Genomic DNA, 12290 nt, shown 5'->3' with positions numbered 1-12290 from the left:
CGGCTTTCGCCGGGACGACACCTGAGTCCGCTGCGTGAGCTCCGCCCTAGTCCACCATATCCGCGACGGCCTTGCCGCAAGCCGTGGTGTCGGCGTTGCCGCCGAGATCCTTCGTGCGCAGCGTGCGCTCGGCCAGTGTGCGCTCGATCGCGTCGACGATCGACTTGCCCGCTTCCTTCTCGCCGAGATGCTCGAACATCATCGCGCCCGACCAGATCATGCCGATCGGATTGGCGATCCCCTGCCCCGCGATGTCGGGCGCCGAGCCGTGCACCGGCTCGAACACCGACGGGAAATTGCGCTCGGGATTGATGTTGCCCGACGGCGCAATGCCGATGGTACCGGTGCAGGCCGGGCCGAGGTCGGAGAGGATGTCACCGAACAGGTTCGAGCCGACCACGACGTCGAACCAGTCGGGATGCAGCACGAAGTTCGCCGTGAGAATGTCGATGTGGTACTTGTCCCACTTCACGCCCGGGAACTTCTTCGCCATCGCCTCCACGCGCTCGTCCCAATAGGGCATGGTGATGGAGATGCCGTTCGACTTGGTCGCCGAGGTCAGATGCTTCTTCGGCCGCGACTGCGCGAGCTCGAAGGCGAATTTCAGGATGCGGTCAACGCCGGTGCGAGTCATCACCGTCTGCTGTGTCACGAACTCCCGGTCGGTGTCCGGGAACATGCGGCCACCGACGGAAGAATACTCACCTTCAGTATTCTCGCGCACCACCCAGAAATCGATGTCACCGGGCTTGCGGTTCGCCAGCGGCGACGGCACGCCGGGCATCAGCCGTACCGGACGCAAGTTCACATATTGGTCGAACTCGCGGCGGAACTTGATCAGCGAGCCCCACAGCGAGACGTGATCCGGGATTTTCGCCGGCCAGCCGACCGCGCCGAAATAGATCGCGTCGTGCTTGCCGATCTTTTCCTTCCAATCGTCCGGCATCATCTGGCCGTGCTTCTCGTAATAGTCCCAGGACGAGAAGTCGTAGTGATCGAAATGCAGGGACACGCCGTGCTTCTTCGCGGCCGTCTCCAAAACGCGCAGGCCTTCGGGCATCACTTCCTTGCCGATGCCATCGCCGGGAATGACTGCGATCCGGTATTGTTTCTTGCTCATTGAGAACGTCCTTGGTTGGTCCGGCAGCCGCCGTCTTTTGACCGCACTGCAATGGACCAAAGTCAGCGGCAGCGCAACGCTGCACTGCAATGTTGACCATGGCGCAGCCGAGCGCCTACTGATTTCATTCCGTTCCCATCCTGCGAGTACCTCTCATGGATCTGCATCTGCGTGGCAAGCGCGTCCTGATCACGGGCGCGTCCAAGGGGATTGGCGCCGCCGCCGCCGAGGCGTTTGCTGAGGAAGGCGCGCATCTCCTGCTCGCCGCCCGCAGCGGCGATCAGCTCAAGGTGCTGGCCGACCGCCTGCGCTCTGCCCATCAGATCGATGCCGCGACCAGCATCGTGGATTTGCGCAAGGCCGAGGACCTGGCACGGCTCGCCAGGGAAGCCGCCGACATCGACGTGCTCGTCAACAATGCCGGCGACATTCCCGGCGGCTCGATCGACAAGATCGACGAAGCCACCTGGCGGCACGCCTGGGAATTGAAAGTGTTCGGCTACATCAACCTCACGCGGCAGATCTACGCGCAGATGAAGGCCAGGGGTGGCGGCGTCATCGTCAACGACATCGGCGCGGCCGGCGAGAAATTCGACGCCAATTACATCTGCGGCAGCGCCGGCAATGCCGCGCTGATGGCCTTCACCCGCGCACTCGGCGGAAAAAGTCTCGCGGACAACATTCGCGTGGTCGGCATCAACCCCGGTCCAGTCGGCACCGACCGTCACGTCACGCTGCTGAAGACGCGAGCCAAGCACCAGTTCGGCGACGAGAACCGCTACAAGGAATTTCAGAAAGGCCTGCCACTCGGTCGCCCCGCGCATGCGCGCGAGATCGGCGATCTCATGGCGTTCCTCGCCTCCGACCGCGCCGGCTATACGTCGGGCGTGATCTACACGGTCGATGGCGGCATCAGCGCCGGATGGGGTTAACTCGATTTCCGTCATTGCGAGCGAAGCGAAGCAATCCAGAAATGCCTCCGCGGTGACAGACTGGATTGCTTCGCTTCGCTCGCAATGACGAACCAGAATAAGCACAGGAGTTAGATCGTTGTCTCAAGACCTGATCCGCGAAACCGCCTGCACCGTCGTCGACAAGCTGCGTTCCGGCGACGTTTCTCCGCTCGAGCTGCTGGACGTGGTGGAGAAGCGCGTCAAGGAGGTCGACGGCAAGGTCAATGCGCTGCCGACATTATGCTTCGACCGTGCGCGCGACCACGCCACGGCGCTGATGAAGAAACCCGCCGGCGCGCGCGGGCTGCTCGCGGGCTTGCCGCTGCCGATCAAGGATCTGACCGATGTCGCGGGCGTGCTCAATACGCAGGGCTCGCCGATCTTCCGGGACAACATCCCCGCCACGTCCGACCTCATGGTTGAAAATCTCGAGGCCAATGGCGCGGTGGTCTACGCCAAATCCAACACGCCGGAATTCGGCGCCGGCGCCAACACCTTCAACGAAGTATTCGGCGCGACGCTCAATCCCTGGGATACATCGAAGTCGGCGGCCGGCTCCTCCGGCGGCGCGGCGGTGGCGCTTGCCACCGGCATGGCGTGGCTCGCACAGGGCTCCGACATGGGCGGCTCCTTGCGCAGCCCCGCGGCCTTCTGTGGTGTCGTCGGCATGCGGCCGAGCATCGGCCGCGTCGCCCATACGCCGAAATCAGGCATCGACCGCAATCTCGGTGTCGTCGGTCCGATGGCGCGCAACGTAGAAGACCTCGCGCTGCTGCTCGATGCCATGAGCGGCGACTATGCCGACGATCCGCTGTCGCTGCCGGCGCCGACCAACTCGTTCCTGTCCGCGGCACAATCGGGCAAGAAGCCGAAGCGCATCGCTTATTCGCCCGATCTCGGCATCACCCCTGTCGATCCAGAGGTCAAGGCGATCACCCGCAAGGCGGCCGAACGTTTCGCCGAGGCCGGCGCCATCGTCGAGGAGGCGCACCCGGACTGGCGCGAGGCGCATGAGTGCTTCCATGTGCTGCGCGCCTTCGATTTTGCGATCACCAAGGCCAGTCTGTTGCGCACCAAGCGCGACCAGCTCAAGCCCGAGGTGATCTGGAATATCGAGGAAGGCCTCAAGCTCACGGTCGACCAGCTCGCACGCGCCGAAGCGCAGCGCGTCGGCATGACCGCGCGGGCGGTCGAGTTCTTCAAGACGTATGATTTGTTGCTGACGCCGACCACGATCGTGCCACCCTTTCCGATCGAGAACCGCTATGTTGCGGAATGCGCGGGCAAGACATTCGAGAACTACGTCGAATGGCTCGGCATCGTCTACGCGATCACGCTCGCCTGCTGCCCGTCACTGTCGCTGCCCTGCGGCTTCACCACCTCGGGCCTGCCGGTCGGCGTACAGATCGTCGGCGCACCACGCGCGGATGCGCAGGTGATCGCGGGCGCGAGGGTGCTGGAGGACATTTTGGGTCTGCGCGGGCAGACGCCGATCGATCCGCGGGTGAAGAAGTAACTGCTGCTAGGCCCCGGACCCAGTGTGTCCGGGGCTGGCGCTCTCACCTCGCGCTCGTTGCCTCCAGGCTCCGGCTGTACCGCGACATTGCAAAGCAGAACACGAAATAGATCGCGGCAACGAAGATGTAGACTTCGACCGAAAACTGTTGCCAGGCCGGATCGATGATCGCGGTCTTGGCGGTCGTCAGCAGGTCGAAGATGCCGATGATCAGGACCAGGCTGGTATCCTTGAAGAAGGCGATGAAGGTGTTGACCAGCGGCGGGATGACGTGGCGGATCGCCTGCGGCAGGACCACCAGCCGCTGCTTGCGCCAATAGGACAACCCCAACGCATCGGCGGCCTCATATTGCCCGCGCGGCACGGCCTGGAGACCGCCGCGGATCACTTCGGCCAGATAAGCCCCCGCGAACAGGATGATCGCGATCTGCGCGCGCAGCAGCTTGTCGATGTTGAACCCGGCCGGCATGAACAACGGGAACATCACGCTTGCCATGAACAGCAGGCTGACCAGCGGCACGCCGCGGATCAGCTCGACATAGAGCACCGAAAGCGAACGGATCGCCGGCAGCTTTGAGCGCCGGCCGAGTGCCACCAGAATGCCGAGCGGGAAACCAAATGCCAGCCCGAACGTCGCCAGGATCAGCGTCACCGGCAAGCCACCCCAGCGGTCCTGCGAGACAAAGGAGAGCCCGAACACACCGCCCCACATCAGCACGCTGATCAGCGCGAGCGCACCGACCCAGAGGAAAGCGAGCTCGCGCCGCCATAGCGCACGGCGCGTGGAGAGAAGGAACAGCGCGATGAACAGCGCGACCGACAGCGCCGGCCGCCATTGTTCGTCGAACGGATAGGTCCCGAACAGGATGAAGCGGTACTTTTCAGGAATGATCGCCCAACAGGCGCCGAGGCCGCGCACGGCCTTGCAGGCGCTGGAATCGTTCGCCGGCGTCAGCCAGACCGCGTTCGCGACACCCCATTGCAGGAAGCCGAACACGCCTTTCGCCAGCACCGCCAACAGGACAACCGTGAGAATGCCGTTGGGGATCGACGAGAATAGATTGGCGCGCAGCCAGCGTAGCACCGGATTGCCGATTTGCGGACGGCGGGCGGCGCGCGGCAGGTCGGGCATGTCAGTGATCGCGGTCATGCTCAGCGCTCCGCCAGCGCGATGCGCGCATTGAACCAGTTCATGAAGAAGCTGATGCCAAGGCTGATCGTGAGGAAGACAGCCATGATCAGCGCGATCGCCTCGATCGCCTGCCCGGTCTGGTTCAGCGTGGTGTTGGCGATCGAGACGACGTCCTGGTAGCCGATCGCGACGGCGAGCGAGGAGTTCTTGGTCAAATTGAGATACTGGCTCGTCATCGGCGGCACGATCACACGCAGCGCCTGCGGCAGGATAATCTGTCGCAGCATGAAGCTTCGGCGCAGGCCGAGCGCGCTGGCCGCATCCCATTGACCTCGCGGCACGGACTGGATGCCGCTGCGTACGATCTCGGCGATGAAGGCCGACGTGTAGGTCACAAGCGCAATCAGCAGCGCGAAGTATTCCGGCGCCAGCGCCAACCCGCCGACGAAGTTGAAGCCGCGCAGCTGCGGCCATTCGATGGTCCAGGACACGCCGAGCAACAGCGACACGGCTGAGGGCAGCGCGACAATGAGGCCCAGCCCAAAGGGCCAGGCCGGCCGCGGCTTGCCGTCGCGCATCTGCTGCGCAACCAGCGATCGCTGAATAACAAGGAAAGCAATACAGCCCAGCACGGCCGTGCCGAGCACCAGGAGCTGCGGCGAGCCGATCGGGATCGCAGGCAGGATCAGGCCGCGATTTGAAAGGAACACGCCCTCGACCGGCCGCCACGCCGCACGCGCGGCCGGTAACGCCTGCATCAGCACGTACCAGAACAGCAGTTGAAGCAGCAGCGGGATGTCGCGCAGGACCTCGACATAGACGGCGGCCAGGCGCGACAGCAGCCAGTTCGCCGACAACCGCGAGATCCCGATCAGCGTGCCCAGGATGGTCGCGAGCACGATGCCGATCACCGCAACGCGCAGCGTATTGGCGACGCCGACGACGAAGGCCCAGAGGTAGCTGTCTCTCGGATTGTACGCGAGCAGGCTGTCGGCGATCGGCATGCCGGCCTCGCGGCCAAGAAAGGCAAAGCCGGTGGTGATGCGGCGGGCCGAAAGGTTGGTGACGGTGTTGGACCAGAGGAAGACGATGACGGCGACCGCGACCCCGACCACCAGTACCTGCCAGAACAGGCCCTTCAATTCGTTTGGCCCGAGCGCGCCAAAAAAGCTGCGGCGCGGCGGCGGCCTGGGATCATCTGAGGTCACGGCACAAAAATCCTTCCTGAAAACAGCGATTTCCGGCGGCTCACGTCAACTGTTGCACCAATCTCTGAACCGTGCAACAAATGTTTCATGGCCGTATCAGCGAAATCCTCGCCTTTGAGCGAACTCCGCATAGCGTTGCCATCGCTCCCCCTGCGCTTGCAGGAGGTCGGGCGTTTTGTCGCCGCCAACGATTACGACGCCACCACGCGATCGATGCGCGATCTCGCGGCGGAGGCCGGCGCCGACCCCGCCGCGTTCACACGGCTTGCCAAGGCGATCGGCTATTCCGGCTGGGACGAGTTGCGCGCCGCGCTGACCGAGGCACGGCGGCCGTCACAGACATCGCCCTTCTCCGGCCGCGCGAAAGGCCGCCGCCATGGCCCGAACGCAGATGTCGCGCTCATCACCGACAAGCTCGAGGCCGAAGCGGCGGGCCTGCCGCGCATCTCCGCCCACGCGATCGCGGACGCAGCCCGCGCGCTGCACGACGCAAAGCGGATCTGGATCGCCGGCTATCGCAGCTGTCGCAGCGTCGCGGAATTACTCAACTACGAGCTCCGGCTGTTTCGCCCCGAACAGGTGCAGATCGTCGGGGCGTCCGGCCCGGACGATCTCGATCTCGGCGCGTTCCGCCCCGGCGAGGCCGTCATCGTCATCGGCTTCATGCCTTATACCAATGTCAGCGTCCGCGTCGCACAGGCTGCCTATAGCGCGGGCGCAACGCTGATCGCGATCGCCGACAGCGTGGCCGCACCGATGGCCGAGGGCGCCGACAATGTCTTGCTGTTCGAAGCAGCTTCCTCGCCCGGATTCTTCCCGAGCCTCACCGGCGCGCTTGCGATTGCACAATCGCTGGCCGCGGTGACGTTTTCGCTCGGCGGCGCGGCTGCCAAGAAGCGACTTCAGGATACCGAGGCGCGCCTCGCCGCGGCCTCCACTTACGTCTCAGAGAAAGGTTGACCCATGAGCACCCGCACCAGCCGCGTGCTGCATCGCTCGTTGCGTGAGACGCCGCCCAAGGCGATCGGCGGCGAAGGCATCTATCTCTTTGCCGAGGACGGCCGCCGCGTGATCGACGCCTCCGGCGGCGCAGCCGTCTCCTGCCTCGGCCACCAGCACCCGCGTGTGATCGCCGCGATGGCGAAGCAGGCCTCGACGCTGGCCTATGCGCACACCGCTTTCTTCTCCTCCGAGCCGGCCGAGGCGCTCGCCGAGACGCTGGTCGGCCACGAGCCCGGCGGTCTCGCTTACGCCTATTTCGTCAGCGGCGGATCGGAAGCGATCGAAGCCGGCATCAAGCTGGCGCGGCAATATTTCATCGAGCGCGGCGAGCCGCAGCGGCAGCATTTCATCGCGCGGCGGCAGAGCTATCACGGCAACACGCTGGGCGCGCTCGCCGCCGGCGGCAATGCCTGGCGGCGCGCGCCCTATGCGCCGCTGCTCTCGGCCGCGTTCAGCCATGTGACGCCGGCCTTCGCCTATCACGAGAAGCACGACGGTGAATCGGACGCTCAATTCGTGGCGCGGCTCGCCGCCGAGCTCGAAGCCGAGTTTCAGCGCCTTGGCCCCAACACGGTCGCCGCATTCCTGGCAGAGCCCGTCGTCGGCGCCACCGCCGGCGCGGTGACGGCGCCCGATGGCTACTTCAAGGCCGTGCGCGACATCTGCGACAGGCATGGCGCGCTCCTCATTCTCGACGAGGTCATGTCCGGCATGGGCCGCACCGGCACCACGCACGCCTGGGAGCAGGAAGGCGTCGCGCCGGATATCCAGGCGATCGCAAAGGGGCTCGGCGGCGGCTATCAGCCGATCGGTGCAATGCTCGCGAGCGGCAGGATCATCGACACCATCCGCGCCGGCTCCGGTGCGTTTCAGCACGGCCACACTTATCTCGCGCACCCCCTCGCCTGCGCGGCCGCACTCGCGGTGCAGGACGTGATCCGGGAGGACAATCTGCTTGAGCAGGTGAAGCAACGCGGCAAGCAGCTCGAGCAGCGGCTCACCGAGCGCTTCGGCAATCATCGCCACGTCGGCGACATCAGGGGCCGCGGGCTGTTCTGGGCGATCGAGCTCGTGTCCGATCGCGCGACCCGCGCCTCGTTCGACTCGGCGCTCAAGCTCAATCAAAAGATCAAGGCGGAAGCCTTCGCCAACGGGCTCGGCTGCTATCCCGGCGGCGGCACCGTGGACGGCATCCGCGGTGATCATGTGCTCCTGGCGCCGCCCTATATCGCGTCGGCAGATGAGATCGACCAGATCGTCGACAAGCTCGGCACGGCCGTCGACAACGTATTGCGTAGTGTCAATCACTGAGGGGAGAGTAGCATGATGAGGAAAGTGGTTATCGCAGCGGGCGTGCTCGCGGCATCGACGGTTGTCGTATCGGCAGCAACGCTGGACACGGTGAAGGGCCGCGGCACGCTGATATGCGGCGTCAGCGCGGGCTTTGCCGGCTTCTCAGCGCCGGACTCGCAGGGCAACTACAAGGGTCTCGACGTCGATTATTGCCGCGCGCTCGCGGCCGGCGTGCTCGGCGATCCCAACAAGGTGCGCTATGTTTCGCTGACCGCGCAGAACCGTTTCACTGCGCTGCAGTCGGGCGAGATCGACGTGCTCTATCGCAACTCGACGCAAACTTACTTGCGCGGCGTCACTCTGGGCCTGCGGCAGGGGCCGATCAATTTCTACGACGGCCAGGGGTTTGTCGTGAAGAAGGACCTCGGCGTGAAGGAGCTGAAGGATCTCAAGGGCGCCACCGTCTGCGTCGCGCAGGGCACCACCCATGAAGTCACGCTCGGCGACTACGGTCGCGCCAACGGCATCGACTGGAAGCCGCTGGTGTTCGACCGCGTCGACACCATGTACCAGACCTTCTTCGGCGGCCGCTGCGATGCCATGACCCAGGATGCCTCCGCGCTCGCCGGTGCCGTCACCACCGCGGCACCGAACCCGGCCGACTACGTCGTGCTGCCGCAGACCATCAGCAAGGAGCCGCTCGGCCCCTTCACCCGCAACGGCGACGAGGTCTGGAGCGACATCATCACCTGGCTGCACTACGGCCTGATCGAAGCCGAAGAACTCGGTGTGACCCAGGCCAATGTCGACGAGATGACGAAGTCGCAGACGCCGGCCATCCAGCGCCTGCTCGGCGCCTCCGGCGATCTCGGCTCGCGGCTTGGGCTGGACAACAAATGGCTGGTCACCGCACTCAAGGCCACCGGCAATTACGGCGAAATCTACGAGCGCAACGTCGGCAAGGCGAGCCCGCTCAAGCTCGAACGCGGCCTCAACGGCCTCTGGAGCAAGGGTGGCTTGATGTACGCGGTGCCGTTCAAGTAAGGAGTACACCTCTCCCCGCCACATCCGCCGAAGCTTCGGCCAAGGCGGATGCGGGGAGAGGGGAAAAAACATGCGCATCGCCCTGATCCACGCCCTCAAGCACTCCATCGCCCCGATCGAGGCTGCGTTCGCGACGGCGTGGCCGGAGGCGCGGCTGATGAACCTGCTGGACGACAGCCTGTCGGCCGATCTGGCCCGCGACGGCAAGCTCAACGATGCCATGACCGATCGCTTCCTCGCGCTCGGCGATTATGCGGCAGCGACCGGGGCGAACGGCATCCTGTTCACGTGCTCGGCCTTCGGTCCCTGCATCGAGGCCGTTGCGCGGACGCATGCGCCCATGCCGGTCCTGAAGCCGAATGAGGCGATGATCGAACGTGCCGTAACGATGGGCAAGAAGGTCGGCCTGCTCTCGACCTTCCCGCCGACGCTGGTCTCGATGCCGCCGGAGTTTCCGACCTCCGTCCAAATTGTGCCAAAACTTGCCGAGGGTGCGCTGGCGGCACTTGATCGCGGTGACCGCGCCACGCACGACCGGCTGATCGTTGAGGCGTCCAGGGACTTGCGCGACTGCGACGTCATTGCTTTGGCGCAATTCAGCATCGCAGCAACCGCACCGCTCGTCGCAGAAGTGACCGGCCGCCCCGTCGTGACCACACCGGATAGCGCGGTCGAGAAGCTGATGAGGCTGCTGAAAGCGAGGGCCTAAGCGCCTGCCTTCTTGCGGCGTTGCGCATCCTTGATGGCAACGGCAAGCGCGGCCTTCGTCTCGTTGACAAAATCCTCGACCAGTTCCTCGCGTGTGGCGTGCGCCGCCTCGCCGGTGAACAGCCCCTGCTCGGCCAGCATCACGACGCCGTGCAGCGCCGCCCAGATCTTGAGTGCCTGCCGCTCGCGCAAATAGCCGACCGCCGGCGCTTCCAGCGCCTCGATCACGAGTTCGAACGTCTCGCGCGTAGCCTCATGCAGTTCGCTGCCCTTGGCCGCGCAGGAGACGGTGCGGGACGCGAACATCAAGCGGTAGACACCGTTGCGACGCAGACCGAAATCGAGCGTCGCCTGCGCCAGACGGGACAGTTTCGATTGCTTCGACGGTTTGCCCATCGCGTCGCGCAGCATCGCGCTGAACTGCCGGAACGCCTCTGCCGTCACCGCGGCAAGCAATGCCTCGCGATCGGCAAAATGGCGATACGGTGCCGGTTGCGAGACCCCGAGTTGCTTTGCCAGCGCCTTGATGCTGATCGCTTCCGCCCCGCCCTGCTCCGCCTCGCGCAATGCGGCCTTGATCAGCGCGTCGCGGAGATCGCCGTGGTGGTAGGTGTTTTCGGGCTTGCGAGCCAAATGTGAACGCATGTTACGGCGGAGCCTATAAGTTTGCGCTTGACAGGGGAAGCCTCTCGCGAATGTAATAGGATATAACTTAGAACAAGCGGCAAATGCCGCGGACAAGATGACAAGAGGAACGCGCCGCCCTTCGGGCCGCGCATACGACCGAGGGAGCCGTAATGGCAGAGCGACTGAAAGTTCACGTCGATCCCGACAAATGCCAGGGCCACGCGCGCTGCAAGGCGCTGGCGCCGGAGCTGTTCGAGCTCGACGAATACGGCAATGCCCATGAGGCTGGCGACGGTACGGTTCCGCCGGGACTCGAAGACAAGGCCTGGCTTGCCAAATCCAACTGCCCGGAAATCGCGATCGACGTGATCGAGGAGTAGCGCGGCCCCTGCCCGCGCCTTCGCATACCTTCGCCGAACACGAGCCCCAAGGGATTTCTAGAGATGTCCGACGTCAGCCAGCCTGCCGCCCATCCGCCCGTGACCGACTGGGTCAACGATTTCGACCACACCGATCCGCAATGGACGGACGATCCGTTTCCGATCTGGGAGGAGCTGCGCGCTGCGAGCCCAGTCGTGCACACCGAGCGCTTCCTCGGATGCTACATGCCGACGACCTATGAGGCGGTGCGCGCAATCGCCAACGACACCGAGCACTTCTCCTCGCGCCGCATCATCGTTCGCGACATTCGGCCCGAGATCACCCGGAACGCAGCGCCGCCGATCACCTCCGATCCGCCCGTGCACAAGCCGGCCAAGCAATTGCTGCTGCCACCCTTCACGCCGGATGCGATGAAGAAGCTGGAACCGCGGATGCGCGCAATCTGCAACGAGCTGATCGACGGTTTCATCGCCGATGGCAAGGTCGACGCCGCCGGGCGCTACAGCAAATACATCCCGGTTCAGGCCATCGCGCACATGCTCGGCATCCCCGAGAGCGACAGCGATCTCTTCATCAACTGGATCCACATGATCCTGGAGCTCGGCATCAAGGACGAGAACATGCTGCTCCAGGCCGTGCAGGAGATGAGCGACTATTTCAGGACGCATATCGAGGAGCGCAGATCGAAGCCGACCGATGATCTGATCTCATATCTGATGAATGCCAAGGACAAGGAAGGCCAGCCGCTGGAGGAGTCGCATGTGCTGGGCTCGCTGCGGCTGCTCCTGATCGCCGGCATCGACACGACCTGGAGCGCGATCGGCTCCTCGCTCTGGCATCTCGCGCGAACTCCGGCGGACCGTGAGCGCCTGATCGCCGAGCCCGAATTGATCCCCACCGCCGTGGAGGAGCTGTTACGCGCCTATTCGCCGGTGACGATGGCCCGCGAGGTGGTGAAGGAGACCACGATTTCCGGCTGCCCGGTCAAGGCGGGCAATATGGTGCTGCTGTCCTTCCCGGCCGCCAATCGCGACCCCAAAATGTTTCCGGACGCTGACAAGGTCGTGATCGACCGCCAGGAAAACCGGCATGCAGCGTTCGGACTGGGCATCCATCGCTGCGTCGGTTCCAACCTGGCGCGGATGGAGATGCAGGTCGCCCTGGAGGAATGGCTGAAACGGATTCCGGACTTCCGGCTCGATCCGGCAGGCACCGTGACCTGGTCCCAGGGCACGGTACGAGGCCCGCGCCAGTTGCCATTTCTGCTTGGAAAGGCGATGTAGGCTTTTCCGAGATTGACGGAGAG

General features: G+C 64.6%; 12 protein-coding genes. 8 read left to right on the top strand and 4 right to left on the bottom strand.

The window, feature by feature from the left end; genetic code table 11:
- Positions 1 to 46: 46 nt before the first annotated feature.
- Entirely contained in the window at positions 47 to 1120 is a 1074-nt protein-coding gene (locus JQ631_RS03065; RefSeq protein ID WP_212323921.1) for a tartrate dehydrogenase, read from the bottom strand.
- 155 nt (positions 1121 to 1275) lie between these two features.
- Between JQ631_RS03065 and JQ631_RS03060 the strand changes: the two genes are divergently transcribed.
- Complete coding sequence (locus JQ631_RS03060) at positions 1276 to 2052, top strand: SDR family oxidoreductase (protein WP_212323919.1); 777 nt, start codon at positions 1276 to 1278, stop codon at positions 2050 to 2052.
- A 118-nt stretch (positions 2053 to 2170) separates the two neighbouring features.
- A complete protein-coding gene (locus tag JQ631_RS03055; protein ID WP_212323917.1) occupies positions 2171 to 3589 on the top strand; it encodes an amidase in 1419 nt (472 codons plus the stop codon).
- Between the two features lie 43 nt (positions 3590 to 3632).
- On the opposite strand, the gene JQ631_RS03050 is transcribed toward JQ631_RS03055, so the two are convergent.
- The gene (locus JQ631_RS03050; RefSeq protein WP_212323916.1) at positions 3633 to 4739 is read right to left on the bottom strand and encodes an amino acid ABC transporter permease; all 1107 of its coding nucleotides are present in this window, start codon (positions 4737 to 4739) and stop codon (positions 3633 to 3635) included.
- A gap of 2 nt (positions 4740 to 4741) precedes the next feature.
- Entirely contained in the window at positions 4742 to 5929 is a 1188-nt protein-coding gene (locus tag JQ631_RS03045; RefSeq protein ID WP_212323915.1) for an amino acid ABC transporter permease, read from the bottom strand.
- Positions 5930 to 6016: 87 nt separating this feature from the next.
- On the opposite strand from JQ631_RS03045, the gene JQ631_RS03040 reads away from it, so the two are divergent.
- The 4 genes from JQ631_RS03040 (at position 6017) to JQ631_RS03025 (ending at position 9977) form a co-directional block, all read left to right on the top strand.
- The gene (locus JQ631_RS03040; RefSeq protein WP_212323910.1) at positions 6017 to 6889 is read left to right on the top strand and encodes a MurR/RpiR family transcriptional regulator; all 873 of its coding nucleotides are present in this window, start codon (positions 6017 to 6019) and stop codon (positions 6887 to 6889) included.
- Positions 6890 to 6892: 3 nt separating this feature from the next.
- Complete coding sequence (locus tag JQ631_RS03035) at positions 6893 to 8242, top strand: aspartate aminotransferase family protein (RefSeq protein WP_212323908.1); 1350 nt, start codon at positions 6893 to 6895, stop codon at positions 8240 to 8242.
- A 12-nt stretch (positions 8243 to 8254) separates the two neighbouring features.
- A complete protein-coding gene (locus tag JQ631_RS03030; RefSeq protein ID WP_212323907.1) occupies positions 8255 to 9268 on the top strand; it encodes an amino acid ABC transporter substrate-binding protein in 1014 nt (337 codons plus the stop codon).
- 70 nt (positions 9269 to 9338) lie between these two features.
- Positions 9339 to 9977 carry an aspartate/glutamate racemase family protein gene (locus tag JQ631_RS03025; protein ID WP_212323906.1) on the top strand — a complete coding sequence of 213 codons (639 nt, stop codon included), beginning with the start codon at positions 9339 to 9341 and terminating at the stop codon, positions 9975 to 9977.
- Here the strand turns inward: JQ631_RS03025 and JQ631_RS03020 are convergent.
- Positions 9974 to 10621: a TetR/AcrR family transcriptional regulator gene (locus tag JQ631_RS03020; RefSeq protein ID WP_212323905.1), complete on the bottom strand. Its 648-nt coding sequence runs from the start codon at positions 10619 to 10621 to the stop codon at positions 9974 to 9976. The genes JQ631_RS03025 and JQ631_RS03020 overlap by 4 nt on opposite strands.
- 152 nt (positions 10622 to 10773) lie before the next feature.
- Between JQ631_RS03020 and JQ631_RS03015 the strand changes: the two genes are divergently transcribed.
- Complete coding sequence (locus tag JQ631_RS03015) at positions 10774 to 10983, top strand: ferredoxin (RefSeq protein ID WP_018648108.1); 210 nt, start codon at positions 10774 to 10776, stop codon at positions 10981 to 10983.
- Positions 10984 to 11046: 63 nt separating this feature from the next.
- Positions 11047 to 12267 carry a cytochrome P450 gene (locus tag JQ631_RS03010; RefSeq protein ID WP_212323904.1) on the top strand — a complete coding sequence of 407 codons (1221 nt, stop codon included), beginning with the start codon at positions 11047 to 11049 and terminating at the stop codon, positions 12265 to 12267.
- The last annotated feature ends 23 nt before the right edge of the window (positions 12268 to 12290 follow it).

Source organism: Bradyrhizobium manausense (assembly GCF_018131105.1).
Lineage (GTDB): Bacteria > Pseudomonadota > Alphaproteobacteria > Rhizobiales > Xanthobacteraceae > Bradyrhizobium > Bradyrhizobium manausense_B.
Note: the sequence above shows the minus strand (reverse complement) of the source record. Positions and strands in the feature narration are given on the sequence as shown.

Coding starts and splice junctions, on each gene's coding strand:
- JQ631_RS03065 (WP_212323921.1), bottom strand. CDS start 1,120: ATGAGCAAGAAACAATACCGGATCGCAGTCATTCCCGGCGATGGCATC.
- JQ631_RS03060 (WP_212323919.1), top strand. CDS start 1,276: ATGGATCTGCATCTGCGTGGCAAGCGCGTCCTGATCACGGGCGCGTCC.
- JQ631_RS03050 (WP_212323916.1), bottom strand. CDS start 4,739: ATGACCGCGATCACTGACATGCCCGACCTGCCGCGCGCCGCCCGCCGT.
- JQ631_RS03040 (WP_212323910.1), top strand. CDS start 6,017: ATGGCCGTATCAGCGAAATCCTCGCCTTTGAGCGAACTCCGCATAGCG.
- JQ631_RS03035 (WP_212323908.1), top strand. CDS start 6,893: ATGAGCACCCGCACCAGCCGCGTGCTGCATCGCTCGTTGCGTGAGACG.
- JQ631_RS03030 (WP_212323907.1), top strand. CDS start 8,255: ATGATGAGGAAAGTGGTTATCGCAGCGGGCGTGCTCGCGGCATCGACG.
- JQ631_RS03025 (WP_212323906.1), top strand. CDS start 9,339: ATGCGCATCGCCCTGATCCACGCCCTCAAGCACTCCATCGCCCCGATC.
- JQ631_RS03020 (WP_212323905.1), bottom strand. CDS start 10,621: ATGCGTTCACATTTGGCTCGCAAGCCCGAAAACACCTACCACCACGGC.
- JQ631_RS03015 (WP_018648108.1), top strand. CDS start 10,774: ATGGCAGAGCGACTGAAAGTTCACGTCGATCCCGACAAATGCCAGGGC.
- JQ631_RS03010 (WP_212323904.1), top strand. CDS start 11,047: ATGTCCGACGTCAGCCAGCCTGCCGCCCATCCGCCCGTGACCGACTGG.